This is a genomic window from Terrirubrum flagellatum, assembly GCF_022059845.1.
Classification (GTDB): domain Bacteria; phylum Pseudomonadota; class Alphaproteobacteria; order Rhizobiales; family Beijerinckiaceae; genus Terrirubrum; species Terrirubrum flagellatum.
The window spans coordinates 1,997,234-2,014,392 of the sequence record NZ_CP091851.1 but is presented as its reverse complement, the minus strand read 5'-3'; the positions used below and the strand labels follow the sequence as shown (position 1 = coordinate 2,014,392).

The 17,159-nt window shown below is 63.4% G+C and carries 16 protein-coding genes; 7 read left to right on the top strand and 9 right to left on the bottom strand.

Annotated features, from left to right (window positions below; translation table 11 throughout):
- Nucleotides 1-11 precede the first annotated feature (11 nt).
- Genes L8F45_RS09800 through L8F45_RS09790 form a run of 3 tightly spaced genes read right to left on the bottom strand, consistent with a single transcriptional unit; the run spans nt 12 to nt 3,693 of the window.
- Nucleotides 12-902 carry a DUF1365 domain-containing protein gene (locus L8F45_RS09800; RefSeq protein ID WP_425329997.1) on the bottom strand — a complete coding sequence of 297 codons (891 nt, stop codon included), beginning with the start codon at nt 900-902 and terminating at the stop codon, nt 12-14.
- Nucleotides 899-2,206: an NAD(P)/FAD-dependent oxidoreductase gene (locus L8F45_RS09795; protein ID WP_342362685.1), complete on the bottom strand. Its 1,308-nt coding sequence runs from the start codon at nt 2,204-2,206 to the stop codon at nt 899-901. The genes L8F45_RS09800 and L8F45_RS09795 overlap by 4 nt, the downstream gene beginning before the upstream one ends.
- Complete coding sequence (locus tag L8F45_RS09790) at nt 2,203-3,693, bottom strand: cryptochrome/photolyase family protein (protein WP_342362684.1); 1,491 nt, start codon at nt 3,691-3,693, stop codon at nt 2,203-2,205. Before L8F45_RS09790 ends, L8F45_RS09795 begins: the two co-directional genes overlap by 4 nt.
- Nucleotides 3,694-3,864: 171 nt before the next feature.
- On the opposite strand from L8F45_RS09790, the gene L8F45_RS09785 reads away from it, so the two are divergent.
- From L8F45_RS09785 to L8F45_RS09770, 4 genes are all read left to right on the top strand, one after another.
- Nucleotides 3,865-4,854 (top strand): ABC transporter ATP-binding protein, encoded by a 990-nt coding sequence (locus tag L8F45_RS09785; protein ID WP_342362683.1) that lies wholly within the window; start codon nt 3,865-3,867, stop codon nt 4,852-4,854.
- A 36-nt stretch (nt 4,855-4,890) separates the two neighbouring features.
- Nucleotides 4,891-6,183, top strand: coding sequence for an ABC transporter substrate-binding protein (locus L8F45_RS09780; RefSeq protein WP_342362682.1), 1,293 nt, complete (start codon nt 4,891-4,893; stop codon nt 6,181-6,183).
- Between the two features lie 73 nt (nt 6,184-6,256).
- Nucleotides 6,257-7,150 carry an ABC transporter permease gene (locus tag L8F45_RS09775; protein ID WP_342362681.1) on the top strand — a complete coding sequence of 298 codons (894 nt, stop codon included), beginning with the start codon at nt 6,257-6,259 and terminating at the stop codon, nt 7,148-7,150.
- A gap of 2 nt (nt 7,151-7,152) precedes the next feature.
- Complete coding sequence (locus L8F45_RS09770) at nt 7,153-8,043, top strand: ABC transporter permease (RefSeq protein ID WP_342362680.1); 891 nt, start codon at nt 7,153-7,155, stop codon at nt 8,041-8,043.
- Here the strand turns inward: L8F45_RS09770 and L8F45_RS09765 are convergent, their stop codons facing one another.
- From L8F45_RS09765 to L8F45_RS09750, 4 genes are all read right to left on the bottom strand, one after another.
- Nucleotides 8,044-8,718, bottom strand: coding sequence for an amino acid ABC transporter permease (locus tag L8F45_RS09765; RefSeq protein WP_342362679.1), 675 nt, complete (start codon nt 8,716-8,718; stop codon nt 8,044-8,046).
- 79 nt (nt 8,719-8,797) lie between these two features.
- Nucleotides 8,798-9,604, bottom strand: coding sequence for an ABC transporter substrate-binding protein (locus L8F45_RS09760; protein ID WP_342362678.1), 807 nt, complete (start codon nt 9,602-9,604; stop codon nt 8,798-8,800).
- A 54-nt stretch (nt 9,605-9,658) separates the two neighbouring features.
- Nucleotides 9,659-10,192: a lysozyme inhibitor LprI family protein gene (locus tag L8F45_RS09755; protein WP_342362677.1), complete on the bottom strand. Its 534-nt coding sequence runs from the start codon at nt 10,190-10,192 to the stop codon at nt 9,659-9,661.
- Nucleotides 10,193-10,319: 127 nt separating this feature from the next.
- Entirely contained in the window at nt 10,320-11,624 is a 1,305-nt protein-coding gene (locus L8F45_RS09750) for a UDP-glucose dehydrogenase family protein (protein ID WP_342362676.1), read from the bottom strand.
- A 246-nt stretch (nt 11,625-11,870) separates the two neighbouring features.
- Between L8F45_RS09750 and L8F45_RS09745 the strand changes: the two genes are divergently transcribed.
- Genes L8F45_RS09745 through L8F45_RS09735 form a run of 3 tightly spaced genes read left to right on the top strand, consistent with a single transcriptional unit; the run spans nt 11,871 to nt 14,684 of the window.
- On the top strand, nt 11,871-13,604 hold the full coding sequence (locus L8F45_RS09745; RefSeq protein WP_342362675.1) for an ArnT family glycosyltransferase: 1,734 nt from the start codon (nt 11,871-11,873) through the stop codon (nt 13,602-13,604).
- A 22-nt stretch (nt 13,605-13,626) separates the two neighbouring features.
- A complete protein-coding gene (locus L8F45_RS09740) occupies nt 13,627-14,361 on the top strand; it encodes a glycosyltransferase family 2 protein (protein ID WP_342362674.1) in 735 nt (244 codons plus the stop codon).
- The gene (locus L8F45_RS09735) at nt 14,358-14,684 is read left to right on the top strand and encodes a lipid-A-disaccharide synthase N-terminal domain-containing protein (RefSeq protein WP_342362673.1); all 327 of its coding nucleotides are present in this window, start codon (nt 14,358-14,360) and stop codon (nt 14,682-14,684) included. Before L8F45_RS09740 ends, L8F45_RS09735 begins: the two co-directional genes overlap by 4 nt.
- Here the strand turns inward: L8F45_RS09735 and L8F45_RS09730 are convergent.
- Together L8F45_RS09730 and L8F45_RS09725 are read right to left on the bottom strand one after the other, a co-directional pair.
- Nucleotides 14,674-15,561, bottom strand: coding sequence for a metallophosphoesterase family protein (locus L8F45_RS09730; protein ID WP_342362672.1), 888 nt, complete (start codon nt 15,559-15,561; stop codon nt 14,674-14,676). The two genes, L8F45_RS09735 and L8F45_RS09730, sit on opposite strands and share 11 nt — an antisense overlap.
- A gap of 13 nt (nt 15,562-15,574) precedes the next feature.
- Entirely contained in the window at nt 15,575-17,125 is a 1,551-nt protein-coding gene (locus L8F45_RS09725; RefSeq protein ID WP_342362671.1) for an ABC transporter substrate-binding protein, read from the bottom strand.
- Nucleotides 17,126-17,159 lie beyond the last annotated feature (34 nt).

The window sequence follows — 17,159 nt, the reverse complement described above, 5'->3', positions numbered from 1 at the left end:
GCCCCGTCGCCTCAGGCGGCGCGCCGTTCTGCGTTCGCCGTTTCGCCGCATGGCGACGTCGAGGACGCGATCGCGCCGATGGCGTCAGAATAGGCGCCTTTTCCTTCGATGCTCAATGGGGCGGGAGGAATGGGTCGGGCGAACAGGCGCGCGCCCTTGATCCAGAGCTTCAGCGCTTCCCAATGGATGCTGACGATCACCTTGATCGTCAGGAACGGAATGGCGGCGAAGGCCGAGACGAGTGTTGCAGCGCAAACCTTCTCGCGCCGCCCATGAAATGTCGCGGCCAGCACGGGGCCTTGCGCATCGATTTCAAGAATACGGATCGCAACATTTTCGGCAGGCGGACGCAGTCTGAAACGATAGCGGAGATTCATGGGCAGGAACGGCGAGACATGGAAAAGCTTGTCGCGCTCCTGCCTCAATCCCGCTTCGCTCATTTCGCCCGCGCGCACAGGCGCGATATAGGAGTGGCGCTGCCCAAATGTGTTGCGCACCTCATAGATCACTCCAACCAGCTCATCCCGTGCGTCATAGGCGAAATAGACCGAGAGCGGATCGAAGACGCGGCCGAGGATTCGAGGGTAGCAAAGCAGCAGCACGCGCGTCGGAGGTTCCGCTAGGCCAGCCTGCGCAAATGCCTCATCCACATGGGCGCGCAAACTGGAGCCGTCGCCCTTGCCGTGGTCGCGGATGTCGAAACCGTAGAGATTGAAGCGGCCGACGGAGAAAAGGCGCGAAGCCTTCTTCGCTTCTTCGAGCCGGTCGATATCGATCAGGATTGTTGCGACGCGGTATGCGAAGCGATAGCCGAATGGCTTCAGCCGCGCATGCATCACCTCGCCGCGGTAGAGCGAGACCGCGGCGACAGGGGGATGAAAGCGCGCGCTGCTCACGATCATTCCGCCGCGATTGCGAGCGCCGGCGCGGACGTCGCGCCGCGCCAGGGAACGCGCGCGCCAAGGCGTTCCGCGACCGCAAGGCCCGACGAACAACCGTCCTCGTGGAAGCCGTAGCCGGTCCAGGCGCCGCAATACCAGACGCCGCCATGGCCCTGGATCGCGCCGAGCTTCTGCTGCGCCGCGACCGCTGCGGAATCATATTGCGGATGCGCATAGACGTAGCGTCCGAACACTAGCGAGGGCTCGGGCTCGACAGGAGGATTAAGGCTGACGAAGAGCGGACGGGATGGATCGATATTCTGCAGCGCGTTCATCCAGTAGGTCACGGAGGGACTTGCTCCAGGCTCGCCGGTGTCGATGACGTTCCAGGCCGCCCACGCGGCGCGCCGCTTCGGCATCAGTCTCGGGTCGCGATGGAGATAGACGTCGTTGTCGCGATAGGCGATCGCAGAAAGCGCCGAACGTTCGAGCGGCGTCGGCTCATCAAGCATCGCGAGCGCCTGATCCGAGTGCGCGGCGATGATGACATGATCGAAACGCTCGTGGCGTCCCGATGAATCCGCGACATCGACGCCGAGATCGTGGCGTATGACGCGCGTCACGCCGCAATTGAGCCGAATGCGATCGCGGAATGGCGTGATCAGCTCCGCGACATATTCCCGGCTGCCGCCACTGATCGTGCGCCAGGAGGGCCGCGTCCAATGCAGGAGCCGATGATTGTCGAAGAAGGCGACGAAGCTCGCGGCGGGAAAGTCAAGGATGCGCGCCATCGGCATCGACCAGATTGCGGCGGCCATGGGCAGGAGATAGTCGCGCCGGAAACGTTGTGAGAATTTATGCGTGTCGAGATAGGCGTGCAGCGAAAGCCGCCCCAGCCGGTCCGCCTTGCGATCGGCGATCGCCTGCCGGTTGAAGCGGAACATCTCATAGAGCATGTGGAAGTGCCTCGGCGAAATGAGATTCCGTTTGCGCGCGAGAAAACCGACGATGACATTCTTTTCGCGTCCGGCCCACTCGAACGCGCCGCCACGCGACGAGAGCGAAAATCCCATGTCGGAGCGTTGGGTCCTCACGCCGAGCAACGTCAGCAGCGCATGGAAATTCGGATAGTTCAATTCGTTGAAGACAATGAAACCTGTGTCGACTGGAATCCGGCGTCCGTCATAGTCGACGTCGACAGTTGCGCTGTGGCCTCCGATCGTTGACCCCTTCTCATAGATGGTGAGGTCATGCCGCGTGCTTGTCGCCAGCGCCCAAGCCGCCGCATTACCTGAGATGCCGGAGCCGATGATGGCGATCTTCATGAGCGGCGAGTCCGTTTGGGAATGGGAGGCTCCGTGCCCTTCGTCGCGGCGAAAGCGGCGAGCGCCCGCTCGCGCGCGGCGGCGTGATCGACGATCGGCTTCGGATAGGTCTTGCCGAGCGCGACGCCGGCCGCGTTGAGTTGCGCTGCGGACGCCTCCCAGGGCTCATGGATCACGCTATCGGGAAGTTTCGCGATCTCGGGAATCCAGCGCCGGACATAGTCGCCCTTGGGATCGAATTTCTCGCCCTGCAGCACCGGGTTGAAGATCCTGAAATAGGGCGCGGCGTCGGCGCCGGAGCCGGCGACCCACTGCCAACTCGCCGGATTGTTGGCGGGGTCGGCGTCGACAAGCGTGTCCCAGAACCACTGCTCGCCTTCGCGCCAGTCGATCAGCAGGTGCTTCACAAGAAACGACGCAGTGATCATGCGCACGCGGTTGTGCATCCAGCCGGTAGCCCAGAGTTCGCGCATGCCGGCGTCGACCATGGGATAGCCAGTGCGTCCGCGCTGCCAGGCTTCGAGATGCGCTTCATTCTCCACCCACGGAAATTCGTCGAAGCGCGGCTGGAAATTCTTCGTCGCGAGATCGGGATGGTGAAAGAGCAGATGATAAGAGAATTCGCGCCAACCGAGCTCGGATGCGAATTTGCCGAAATCACTCTCGCCGCCGCGGTCGGAAAGCACATGCTGTTGCCCCGCGCTCCATATCTGGCGGGGCGAGACCTCTCCGAAACGCAGGTAAGGCGACAGGCGGGACGTGGCTGATTTGTCCGGCCGATCACGCCCATCCGTGTAACCGTCGAGAGATTCGTCGAGGAAATCGCCGAGGCGTTCGCGGGCTCCGTCCTCGCCGCGCGTCCAATATTCGTGGAAGCCTTTCGCCCAGTCGGGCTTCGTCGGTTCGAGCTTGAGTGATGCAAGCGAGACGGGTTTCAGTCCGCCTATCTTGAGTGGCTTTGCGCCCTTCAATGATTTCGGAGCAGTCAGCGGCGACGCGGGCTCTCGCTTGCTCTGGGCCGCGCGCCAGAACGGCGTGAATACTTTCATTGGCATGCCTGCCGAGGTCGTCACCTCCCACGGCTCGTGCAGCAGCGACCCGTTGAAGCTCTCGCAGGCCACCCCCTTCTCGGTCAGCATCGTCTTGATGGCGCTGTCCAACGCGACCTCCGCCGCCCCGTATCTCCGGTTCCAGTACACGCGAGCCGCGGCGCCGGATGCGGCAAGACCTTCGAAGATAGGAAGCGCGCCGCCCGCGAGAATGGTCAGCCCCGCGCCACGGTTTTCGAGATTGGCCTCTAGCGCGGCGAGCGAGCCGTGCAGCCACCATCGCGCCGCGCCGCCGAGCGGGCGCAGTCCAGCGCTCTCCTCGTCGCGGATGTAGAGGCAGAGAAGCGGCAACCCTGATCGCGCCGCGGCCGCCAGCGCCGGATTGTCGCCCAGTCGCAGATCGTTCCTGAACCAGACGATCGCATACTTTTCGCTCATGTGCGAAGCCCTCCGGTCTTCCCTAGCGCTACACGCGGGCGAGCTGGATGGATGACGGTGGCGCGTCAATCGGGCGCAGGCGCACAGGAAAAGTGGGGCTGAGAGCACCCGAAAGTCCCGCGGGATGGCACAGCGATTGCTTTCAATTGCCCAAATAAGAGGCGATCTGAATTGGCTGGCGTCGGGCTCGAACTCGTCAAAGTCACGAAGCGGTATGGATCCACGGTGGCGGTCGATGCGATCGATCTGCGCATTCCGGCCGCGTCCTATTGCTGCCTGCTGGGCCCCTCCGGCTGCGGCAAGACCTCGACGCTCCGCATGATCGCCGGCCACGAGACCGTTTCCGAAGGCGACGTGATCCTCGGCCCCGACAACATCACGGACTTGGCTCCCGCGAGGCGGGGCACGGCGATGATGTTCCAGAGCTACGCCCTGTTCCCGCATCTGAACTGTGTCGACAACGTCGCCTTCTCCCTGCGCATGCGCGGCGTCGACAAGGCGACGCGGCGGAAGAGGGCGATGGACATGCTCGCGCTGGTCGCCATGGATCGCTACGCCGAGCGCCTGCCGTCGCAGCTTTCGGGCGGTCAGCAGCAGCGCGTGGCGCTCGCCCGCGCCCTGATCACCGAGCCACGCATTCTCCTGCTCGACGAACCGCTTTCTGCGCTTGACCCGTTCCTGCGGCTGAAGGTGAGGGCGGAGCTGAAACGGTTGCAGCGCCAGCTCGGCATTATTTTCGTCCATGTCACCCACAGCCAGGACGAGGCGATGGCGCTCGCTGACGTCGCCGTCATCATGAACGCCGGCAAGATCGAGCAGGCGGGTTCGCCGCGCGACATGTTCAACAAGCCGCTCACCGAATTCGTCGCCCGCTTCATCGGCGGCCACAACGTCATCGCAACGCCGGCGGGCAAGATCGCGGTCCGCGCCGACAAGCTCACGCTCTCGCACGAGGCCGGAGCGTCTGCGATTGCGGCGAAGGTCAGCGGCGTGGAATTCCAGGGCGCGCAGATCCAACTCGCGCTCGATGCGCCCGACGCGCCTGACATGCTCGCGATCCTCAGCGACGAGGCGTTCGAGAAGTCGCCTTATCAGGCCGGCGACGCCGTGTTCGTGAGCTGGGCCGAGCGCGAGGCGCGGCCGCTCGCCGCGGCAAGTTGAGATCATCACGTTCAAGTAAGCGCAAGGAGGCGTGTCATGACGGAGAAGCATCGGTCCCCATCGTCCGCGATATCGCGGCGATCGCTGCTGAAGAAGGCTGGCGCCGCCGGCGCGGCCATCGGCTCGCAGAGTTTTCTCGCGGCGCCCGCGGTATGGTCGCAGGAGCCGAAGGTGCTGCGCTATCTCGGCACCGCGGTGAACCAGTCGGCCGACATCGCCAAGAAGGTGAAGGAAGATACGGGCATCACCATCGAATACATCGCCGTCACTACCGATGACGTGACCAAGCGCGTCATCACCCAGCCGAGTTCATACGACGTCGTCGACACCGAATATTTCAGCCTGAAGAAGCTCGTGCCCTCGGGCAATCTGCTCGCGATGGACGCGAAGAAGATCAAGAATTTCGACAAGATCACGCCCGTCTTCACCAAGGGTGAGCTGCCGAGCGGCAAGAAGATCGGCGACCAGGGCACGGCCCCGAAGAAGGTGATGTTCCTTGAAGGCGAAAAGTCGACGAAGTTCGCGAAGAGCCCGACGCAATGGGCGACCTTGATCCCGACCGTCTACAACGCCGACACGCTCGGCATCCGTCCCGACCTCATCAAGCGCCCGATCAATTCCTGGGCCGAACTGCTCAACCCCGAATTCAAGGGCAAAGCCGCGATCCTTAACATTCCCTCGATCGGCATCATGGACGCGGCGATGGTCGTCGAAGCCACCGGCAAGCACAAATACGCCGACAAGGGCAACATGACGAAGGCCGAGATCGATCTCACCATGAAGATCCTGACCGAGGCCAAGAAGTCAGGCCAGTTCCGCGCCTTCTGGAAGGATTTCAACGAAAGCGTGAATCTGATGGCCTCGGGCGAAACGGTCATCCAGTCGATGTGGTCGCCGGCCGTGACCGCGGTGCGTTCGAAGGGCATCGCCTGCACCTTCCAGCCGCTCAAGGAAGGCTATCGCGCCTGGGCCGCGGGTTTCGCCGCGTCGAAGGCCGCGACCGGCAAGAAGGGCGAACTCGTCTACGAATTCGTCAATTGGTTCCTTGATGGCTGGGCCGGCGCCTACCTCAACCGCCAAGGCTACTATGCGGCCGTTCTGGATACCGCGAAGTCGAAGATGGAGCCCTACGAGTGGGCCTACTGGATGGAAGGCAAGCCTGCCGAGAAGGACATCAAGGCGCCTGATGGCACGCTGCTCGAGAAGGCTGGCTCGGTGCGCGACGGCGGCTCTTACGAGGAGCGAATGGGCGGTGTCGCCTGCTGGAACGCCGTGATGGACGAGAACGACTACATGGTCCGCAAGTGGAACGAGTTCATCGCCGCCTGATCTGACCACAACGGGAAAAGCGCCGCCGCGTCTTCACGGACCGGCGGCGGCTCTGTCTCCAATGTCCGCCTCCATGGAAAAGACAGCGCGCGCCGCAGGCTGGGCGCCCCCGGCATGGCTGCAGGTCAGCCCGCTGGCGCTTGTGTTTCTCTTGTTCTTCGTGATTCCGCTCGCGCTCGTCGTGGTCGTGAGCTTCTGGAATTACGATGACTACCAAATCCTTCCGACCTTCACGACGCGCGGCTATGTCGAGACGTTCGAGGGTTGCTACGACCAGCTCCCGCAGCTCTGCACGATTCTGAAGACCTATCTCTCGACGGTGAAGTTCTGTTTCCTCGTCTGGCTGCTGACGCTGCTGATCGGCTTCACCGTCGCCTACTTCCTCGCATTCCATGTGCGTTCGATGACCTGGCAGATGGTGCTGTTCCTCATCTGCACAATTCCATTCTGGACCTCGAACGTCATCCGCATGATCTCATGGATTCCGCTGCTGGGCCGCAACGGGTTGGTCAATCAAACGTTAATGGCGATGAAGCTGACGCCGCAACCGCTGGAGTGGCTGCTCTTTTCAGAATTCTCGGTCGTGCTCGCGTTCGTTCACCTCTACACTTTCTTCATGGTGGTGCCGATCTTCAATTCTATGGCGCGCATCGACAAAAGACTGATCGAGGCCGCCTATGATCAGGGCGCTTCGGGCTGGCAGACCTTGCGCCATATCGTCATCCCGCTCGCGAAGCCCGGCATCGTGATCGGCTCGATCTTCGTCATCACCATCGTCATGGGCGACTTCATCACGATCGGCGTCATGGGCGGACAGCAGATCGCGTCCGCTGGCAAGATCATCGAGACGCGCTTGAGCGCTCTGCAATTTCCGCCTGCGGCCGCGAACGCCGTGATCCTGCTCGGCGCGACGCTCGCGATCATCGCGGCGCTGACGCGCATCGTCGATGTGCGCAAGGAGCTGTGAGGATGGGCGAGGGACGATCCGGCGCGTTCTATGTGCTCGCCATCTTCTTCGGGCTCTTCGTCCTGTTTCTCTACGGGCCGATGATCGCGATCTTCGTGCTTTCGTTCCAGGGACCTGAAGGCGGGTTGACCTTTCCGCTCAACGGCGTTTCCACGCACTGGTTCTCGAAACTGTGGGCCGGAGGCGGCATTGTCGACATCGGCGCCGCGTTCAAGCGCTCGCTGAAGCTCGGCTTCATCGTGATGATCGGCACGGTGGTCGCGTCCGTGCTCGCCGGTCTCGCATTCCGCAAGGGATTCCGCGGCTCGGCGCTGCTGTTCTATGTCGCCGTCGCTAGCCTCATCGTACCGTCCATCGTGACGTCGCTTGGCATCGCGCTCGAGTTTCGCCTTGTCGACGATGTTATCAAGGCGAATGGGCCAGATTGGCTGACAGAGGGCTACACGACCTTGATGAGCCTCTACACCTCCGGCCTCGGCGCGCATCTGACATGGACGCTGCCCTTCGGCCTGCTCATCATGTTCGCGATCTTCAACCGCTTCGACGGGCGCTATGAGGAGGCCGCGCGCGATCTCGGCGCGACGCCATGGCAGAGCTTCCGCTATGTCGTGATGCCAATCATCCTGCCGTCATTGATTGGTATCGGCCTGTTCGGCTTCACGCTCTCATGGGACGAGATCACGCGCTCCTCGCAGGCGATCGGCGAATACAACACGCTGCCGATGGAATTGCAGGCGCTGACGACGACGGTGACCACGCCCGAGATCTATGCGCTCGGCACGGCGACGACGGCCGTGTCATTTCTCGTTATTGGCTTGGCGTTGACGACGATTTTGCTTCTTCGCCGCCGTCAGGCGCGACACGGCTCGGACGCCGGGCAGGGGCTGTCCTAGCTATCTCTCGCGACCTTCTCTTGCCCGTGCTTCGAAGCGACCGATCAATCTGACGAGCGGCCATAGAAACAGCAGATAGATCAGCGCCGCCACCAAAATAGGCGTCGGGTTGGCGGTAAGCGCCTGCGCATCCGTCGCCTGTTTCAGCAATTCGGGAATCGCCACGACGGAAGCAAGCGACGTGTCCTTCACCACCGACACCCAGTTGCTTGTCGTCGGCGCGATCGCGACGCGCAGCGCCTGCGGCAGAACGACTTTCCACAGCGTCTGAATGGGATGAAGGCCAAGAGCCGCGGCCGCCTCGAACTGGCCGCGCGGAACGGACTCGATTCCTGAACGAAATACTTCCGCACTGAACGCGGAGAGCACAAGCGAAAGCCCGAGCACAGCCGAGGTGAAGCCGGAGAGTCTCACGCCAACGAAAGGCAGGGCGTAATAGATGACGGTGAGCACGACGAGCGCGGGAACGGCGCGCAGGATGTCGATATAGCCGATCGCCAGAAGCTGGAACGGTCGCGGCGCATAGAGTCTGACGAGGCAGGCTGCGAGTCCCGAGATCGATCCGAAGAAGATGCAGCACGCGCCAAGGATAAGCGTCGTCACGAAGCCGCGGAGAAGCAGCGGCAGCGTGGCGATGAAGACCTCTCCATTGAAGAAGGTCTCAAGAAACGACATTTGAATCCTTCACGAAAAGCGCTGGCGCATCAGGCGATGCGCCAGCGCAGATATCTTCATCCAATAACTGAGCGCCGCGCTATTGCGCTTTCGGCAGAGGGCGTTCCTGCACCGTCGAGGATGAAGGCTCGGGATCGACGCCGAACCATTTCTTGTGGATCGCAGCCAGCGTTCCGTCCTTCTTCATGGCAGTAACGGCGTCGTTGACCTTCGTCAGCAGCGGATGGTCCTTCGTCATCATCAGGCCATAGCGATCATCCGGCGCTGGAATGCGCTCGGCGATCTGCATGCCTTTCATCTTGGTGAAATAGTAGGACATGCCCGCGAAATCGCTGACGGCTGCGGCGGCGCGCCCGTTCTGCACGTCGAGCAGCATGTTCTGATAGGTGTCGTAGCCCTTGATCTCGCCGAAGCCATATTTGGCCTGATTGTCCTTCGCCCATTTCTCGCCAACCGAAGAGGACATGACGGCGATGATTGCGCCCTTGGCGTCTTCGAGCTTCTTGATCTTCGAGCCGTCGGCGGTCGCGAGAGCGCCGTCGCTGTCATAGAAGCCTTGCGTGAAGGATTGGCTCTTCAACCGCTCGCCCGTGATCGTGATGGTCGAGATCGCGAGATCGATGCGCTTCGAGCTGGTCGCTGCAAAGAGCGCCTGGAATCCGAGATCGGAAATCTCGACCTCCATGCCGAGACGCTTGGCGATATCCTTCACCATGTCGACTTCGAAGCCTTCGAACTGGCCTTGCGCGTTCTTGAACTCCCATGGCGGGTTCGAGGGATAGGCGCCCACCATCAATTTTTCCGCGGCGAACGCGGCCGGCACCGCAGTGAGCGCGACGCCAAGCGCGCCGAGCATCATCAGGCTTCTTCGGGTGATCTGCGCCATTGTCTCCTCCATATGCATTCTGAATACGGAGGTTCCACGCCCGGCGCGCGCTCGTCAATCCGCGCCAGCGTCAGCCGCGCCATATCGTGTCTCAAGCTCGCGCATGCGGGCGCGATCGCGGTTGATCAGGCAGATCATGCGCCGGTCGTAAGTCGCTCTTTCCTCGCGCGGCGCATAGATCAGCAATTGCCCGCACTCATAGTCGCGCAGGGCGCGGTAGCGACGCTGCGCCTCGTCGAGCGCGCGAGAGAAACTTCTTTGTCGGCCGGCCGATTTTTCTCCGCCCGACGCCGCGACAAGAATGCGAAGGGTAGTCCGGTCGAGCAGCCTGTCGGTCAGTTCGGCGGTGAGCCGCAGGCAGTTCTGCCACTCCCGCGAGTCCTTTTCGCAGGAGCCGAAGGGATGCTCGTCGGTCGGAGCGGCCACTGCAGGCAGTTGCGGCTGTTCCGGCGTTCCCGAATTCTGATAGGCGGGGAATTGATCGGGCGCGATGCGCCTGACGGGCGGCGTTTCCTGTGCCCGCGCAAACAGGGGCAGGGCGGCGAGCGCCGCCGCCAGAAATCCCGACTGCCTGCGCAAACCCGTCATTCCCCCATCCCGCGCCAAGGCTGGCTGAGTCCTTCCCGCACTGTCCGAGCGGTCCGGCCGAATTCAGGCGATCGGCGTCTCGCTCGAAACGTGATGCAGGGCCTCGACGCCCCCTCTCGCGATCCGCTTATAGCCTGCCGACGCTGCCATAGGTGAAGCCGCGTCGCCGCACGTCCTCAGGACGATAGATGTTCCTGAGATCGACGATCACAGGCTCCTTCATCTCCTCCTTGACCCGGTCGAGGTCGAGCGCGCGGAACTCGTCCCATTCAGTCACGATCACCACCGCGTTGGCGCCCTTGACGCAGGAATAGGCGTCCGGCGCATAGCTGACGTCGGGCATCAGTGTCTTGGCGGCCTCGACGCCTTCGGGGTCATAGCCGACGACCTTGGCGCCCGCGTCCTGCAGCGCCGTGATGATCGACAGCGAGGGCGCATCGCGCATGTCGTCGGTGTTCGGCTTGAAGGTCAGGCCGAGCACGGCGATCGTCTTGCCGCGCACCTCGCCGTTGCAGGCAGCGATAACCTTGCGCGCCATCGCCCGCTTGCGCTGATCGTTCACGGCCGCGACCGTTTCGACGATGCGAGTCGGCGCGTTGTTATCCTGCGCCGTCTTGATCAGCGCCAGCGTGTCCTTGGGAAAGCAGGAGCCGCCATAACCCGGTCCCGCATGCAGGAACTTCGAGCCGATGCGATTATCGAGGCCGATGCCGCGCGACACTTCCTGCACATCGGCGCCGACCGCTTCGCAGAGATCAGCCATTTCGTTGATGAAGGTGATTTTGACCGCAAGGAACGCGTTGGCGGCGTATTTGATCAACTCCGACGTGCGGCGCGATGTGAACAGGATCGGCGCCGGATTGAGGAAGAGCGGCCGGTAGAGCTCGGTCATCACCTCTTTTGCGCGTGGCTCCGTTGTGCCGATGACAATGCGGTCGGGGCGCTTGAAGTCGTTGATCGCCGCGCCTTCGCGCAGGAATTCGGGATTGGAGACCACCGCGAAATCTGCATCCGGATTGGTCTCCTTGATGATCCGCTCGACCTCGTCGCCGGTGCCGACAGGCACGGTCGATTTGGTGACAATCACCGTGAAGCGCTTGATCAGCGGCGCGATCTCGCGGGCGGCGGCATAGACGTAGGATAAGTCGGCGTGCCCATCGCCGCGACGCGAAGGGGTGCCGACCGCGATGAATACGGCGTCCGTCTGCGACATGCTTTCCGTGAGGTCCGTGGTGAAGGACAGGCGCTTGCGCCGGACATTCGTCTCCACGAGATCATCGAGGCCCGGCTCGAAGATCGGGATCTCGCCGGCCATCAGGGCGTCGATCTTCGCCTGATTGACGTCGACGCAGGTCACGACATGGCCGAAATCGGCGAAACAGGCTCCTGAAACGAGCCCGACATAACCGGACCCGATCATCGTCACGCGCATCGCTGAAGGACTCCTGACGTCTCGTCACCACAGCCCAGCGGCGCGCCCAACTCATACGCGCCCGGGGCCAGCAGGTAATGTTGCACTGCGAAGAGTTACAGGGGAAAGGAACGCCCGTCGAGCCGCGCCGCTGCCGACGGGGCGTTTCGACGCGGTTGCTCCGCCGCCGCGAAGGCGCCACAAGGCCCCGCCACATCGCAAGCGCGGCCGAGCCGGCCTGCCAGCGTTTCCTCCCAGAGGCCCCGAATGAACGCCCTTTTGCGGGCCTCCGATCAGTTGTTGGTCTTTGCGGCCCGCTCCCATATGCGGGCGGTTCTTGTCCTCCTCGTCGCCGCGATTCTGTCTTTCGTCCCCGGCCTGTTCATCATGCAGCCGATGGATCGCGACGAGCCGCGCTTCGCCCAGGCGACGAAGCAGATGCTGGAAAGCGGCGACTTCGTGAATATCCGCTTCCGGGATGAGGCCCGCAACAAGAAGCCGGTCGGCATCTATTGGCTGCAGGCCGCCGCCGTCAGCATTGGCGAGAAACTCGGCGTTGATGACGCCCGCCGGCGCGTCTGGCTCTATCGGCTGCCTTCGCTCGCTGGCGCGATCGCGGCGACGCTGCTGAGCTATTGGGCGGCGCTGATCATGCTGGGTCGCCGCGAGGCCGTCGCCGCTGCGCTGCTGTTTGGCGCGACGATCCTCATGGGCGTCGAGGCGAGGCTCGCCAAGACAGACGGCGTCATGTGCGCAACCGCCGTGGTCGCATTCGGTATTCTCGCGCGCCTGTGGACGTCGAGGCGAACAACTTCGATTCAGACCTGGGAGACGTTCCTGTTCTGGGCGGCGATCGGCGTCTCGGTGCTGCTGAAGGGGCCGGTGATCGCAGGCGTGTTCGCACTCGCCGCCGCGACGCTCGCCATCCGCGAGCGCTCCGCTGCTTGGCTCAAGCCGATCGTCGATTGGCGCGCCATCATCATGGCGATCCTGATCGTGTCGCCCTGGTTCATTCTGATTGCGACAAAGACCGGTGGCGACTTTTTTATCGACGCCATTCGCAACGACATGCTCGGCAAGGTCGCGGGCGGACAGGAGATGCATGGCGCGCCACCCGGCGTCTACACGCTGATCTCGCCGGCGATTTTCTGGCCTGCCTCGGCGCTGTTCCTGCTCGCGCTTCCCTGGTTCTGGCGCAGCCGGCGAGAAGACCTTGTCGTCCTGTGCCTAGCCTGGATCATCCCGGCTTGGATCATGTTCGAGGCGATCCCGACGAAGCTGCCGCATTACGTGCTGCCATTGCTGCCCGCGATCGCAATCCTGTCGACGCGGGCGCTGGCCGAAGGCCAGCTCGCGCCAGAGCGCTGGAACGCCAAGATCGCGATCGCGCTGTTGCCTCTGATGCCGCTGCTGTTCGCGGCTGCCGCCATCGCCGCCGTTTTCATCCTGGAGTCTGGCGGCGCGACGCGCTTCCTGCCGATGGCGTCAGCCGCGCCGTTGTTTGCGCTCGCCATCATTCTGGCGATGCTGGCCGCATTCGCGGTGAATCGCGGAGCGCGGCTTGCCGTCGCGCCGATTGCGGCCGCGGCGACCATCGCGCTGTCCTGGTCGGTCTATCAATTCGCCTGGCCGGCGCTCCGCTCGATCCAGCTCAGCCCCCGACTCGCAACCGCTGCGAGCGCGGCCGGCTGCGCCAGTCCCAAATATGCGACCATCGGCGGCTATGACGAGCCGAGCCTCGTCTTCCTGACCGACGGCTCCCTCAAGATGACCAACGGCGCCGGCGGCGCGGACTTCATGGCCGGGGAGGGCTGCCGCATCGCCTTCGTCGACGTCAGGGAAGAACCAGCCTTCCTCGCCGGCCTCAGGGATAAAGGCGTAGCCCCGCTCCTCCTCACAAGGGTCGAGGGCGTGAATATCAACCGGGCCATGGAGCGCGACCGCAAGACCCTGCGCGTGATGGACATGGGCGTCTATATGCGCGACACGACGCGCCCGTAATCGCCCGACTGCCAGACCTCTCTTGAACCAAGCTCTTCGCCTCAGCGTCGTCGTTCCCGTGAAGAACGAGGAGGGCAATATAGGCCCGCTCGTCGCCGAGATCGCTGACGCTTGCCTGCCGTTGGGCGCGTTCGAGGTGATCGTCGTCAATGACGGCTCGAACGATGGCACGACGTCAGCGCTGCAAAAGCTTGCGGCCGAGCATGCCTGGTTCCGTCATCTCACCCATGCGGAGTCCTGCGGCCAGAGCGCGGCTGTGCGAACCGGCGTTCGCGCCGCGCGCGCCGCGGTCGCCGCGACGCTCGACGGCGACGGCCAGAACGATCCCAAGTTCATTCCCGCAATGCTGGAGAAGCTGGAGCAGGGCGGCCCGGAGATCGGGCTCGTGCAGGGGCAGCGACTCGGACGCAAGGACACCGGCTTCAAGAAATTCCAGTCGCGCGTCGCCAATGCGGTGCGCTCGCGCGTGCTGCGTGACGATACGCGCGACACGGGCTGTGGCCTGAAACTCTTCCGGCGCGACGCCTATCTCGCGCTGCCCTATTTCGATGCGCTGCATCGCTTCATGCCGGCGCTGGTGAAGCGCGAAGGCTATCGCGTCGCGCTGCTCGACGTGGTCGACCGGCCGCGCATGTCAGGGGTCTCCAACTACGGCTTCTTCGATCGGCTGTGGGTCGGCATTCTCGATCTCGCCGGCGTGTGGTGGCTGATCCGTCGCAGACGCAAGGTTCCCAAGGCTACGGAGGCCTCGTCATGATCGTGGCGTTCAGCGAGAGCCTGCTCGCCTATCTCTACGACGTCTTCATCGCTAAGCTCGACTTCTGGCTGCTGTTCGGATTGCTCGCGCAGTTGACGTTTGCGGCGCGCTTTCTCGTGCAGTGGATCGCGAGCGAGCGCGCGAAAGACAGCGTGATCCCGATGTCTTTCTGGTTTCTCTCGATCGCGGGCGGCCTGATGACGCTCGTTTACGGCCTGGTGAAGCGCGAGCCCGTGATCATTATCGGGCAGGCGCTGTCGACGTTCATCTATCTGCGCAATGTTGTGCTGATCGTGAAGAAGCAGCGCGCCGCTACGCGCTGAAGCTGGCGAACTCGGCCGGCCAGCGGATTCCTTCCGATGGCGGCGGCGAGGCCGGCATGTCACGCAGGAATTGGTAGCGGCCGTGCCCCTTGATCGCGCGCAGATCGTGCGAGACCAGCCCTGCGGGCCTCTCCACACGGACATCCACATTGTCGCCCTCGAAATCGAGCGTCATGAGCGCGCAGGTCTGGTCGCCGCCGAGTTCATGACCCGCTGAAAAGGCCGTCGCCGGCGCCCAGAGATAGCGCACGCCGTCGATCATCCGGTCGCGGTGCTGATGCAGATGACCGCTGAGCACGAGCCTGATATTGGCGTCCTTGATCCGCGACATGAGCTGGGCCCGAGCAGCCGGCGTCAGGCAGGCCGACGATTCTCCGGTCTCATCGGCGCTTTCGAGGAAGAGCGGCTTGTGCAGCACAAGCGCAATCGGCCGATCGGCGGCAATGCGCAACTGATCGTCAAGCCAGCGGTTCTGCTCGGTTTCGCGCGCCAGCCCCGACCCGAACAGTTGGGCATTGACGCCAAGCAGCCGCCAGTCCCCTGCTGTGTGCGCCCAGCGGTCGCGGCCGACATGGCGATCCCAGCGCGCCAGGCGTTCTTCATTGATGATCTGGTGCGCGTCCTGCCCCGGCGGCTCGTCGCCAACATCATGATTGCCGGGCAGCGCCAGCGCGGGAGCACGCAAACCGCGCAGCGCGTCGGCGGCGAATTTCATTTCATCGTCGCTGTCGGGGCCATTGATGGCGAGATCGCCATTGACGAGGATGGCGTCAGGACGCGCCGCATTCGCGAAGTCACGCGCGATGCGCCAGTTGTCCCAGAAGAATCCGTGCGTCGGCGACAGGTGGATGTCGGACAGGACGACAATGCGCGTCATCGGTCTCCCTCTCTCAGGCGAAAGCCAGGCTGGAGCTGCGGAAGTCCATGTAATAGAGCGGGTAGTGCGACCAACGGATCGATCGCTTCTTCGCGAAGTATTCACGGACGGGATAGAGGATCATCGCCGGCGCTTCGGCTTCGAATTCGTCGAGCAGCGCGAACCAGAGCCGCTTGCGCTCGGCCGGATCGGTGGCGAGCTTCAGCGCATCGCTGATTTCATTGAAGCGGGCAGGGGTCCACATGCCGGCTTTCTGAAACTGGTAGTCGCGCGCGAGATGAACGAGCAGCCCGCCGCCAAGCGGATCGGGAAAACGGAATGAAATCGAGGTCGGCCTGACATCGGCGCCGGGCTGCATGAGTTGCGCCGCGTTCTCGATGGTCTCGAGGCGCGAGTGGACGCCGACGGCGCTCCACATCGCCTGGATCGCCTGCACGGCGAGATTCATCTGCAGATAATAACCGCCGGCGATGCGGATGACGATTTCCTCGCCATTGTAACCGCCCTCCTTGAGGAGGCGCTTGGCGCGATCGGGATCATAGGCGAAGCCGGGACGTTTCGCATCGTAGAGCTCGCCGAACGAGGGAAGCTGCAGCGCCGCCATTCGCTTGAAGCGCGGCCCCCAGAGCGATGAGCCGAGCGCGTCATAATCGACGGCGTAATTCAACCCCTGCCGCACGCGACGATCGCGCGTCGCCGGTGTGCGCGTGTCGTAGAGAAGCACATGCGCGAAATCGAGGCTGACATCGACGCCTTCGAGCGCCGGATGTTTCGCCAGGCCCTCGACCTGTTCCGGCAGCAGATTGGTGACGAGATCATAGTCGCCCGCCATCAGGCCTGCGACGCGGCTCGAAGCCTCGGGAACGACGGTGAAAGTGATCTCGCGCGCCGGCGGTTTGCCCATCCAGTAATCGTCGTGGGCGGCAAGCGTGACGCGATAGTCACGCTTGAAGGAGTCCACGCGATAGGGGCCGCTGCCGACCGGATGAGCGCGCATGCCGGCGAGCCCTTCCCTGGCGTAAAATTTCGCCGAATGAATCCAGCCGCCATAGCCGGCGAGACGATGCGGCATGACGATGTCAGGCGCCTTCGTGCGAATGACGACCGTATCGGCCGACTTCGCTTCGACGCCGGCGAGGTGGCCGAAATTCACGCGTCCCTCGAACGCCTGAATCTCCGGGCCGTACATGCGCTCCGGCGAGAAGGTCGACAGCACGTCGTCCGCCGACATCACGCCGCCGTCATGCATGCGCACGTCAGATCGCAGCTTCATTTCCCACGTCAGCGGATCGAGCTGACGCAACTCAGTCGCGAGATGCGGCTTCAGATGCGAGCCGCCCTGCGACGCTTCAGCGTTGAAGTCGCGACGCCAGAGCGTGTCGAAGATGTTGTAGGTCGCGCGCAGGCCGACATTGTTGATCGCTTCGAGCGGTTCGAGCGTCGGCGACAGCGCCTGCACCGCGACGCGCAACGTCGGGCGCGTGTCGGTCTGGGCGCGCGCGAAGCGGGGAAGGAAGGCCGGGGCCGCGATCGCGCCGGCGAGGATGTGACGGCGGGTCGGCATCGACTCTCTCCGGATTGGAGAGAGCTAGGCCTGC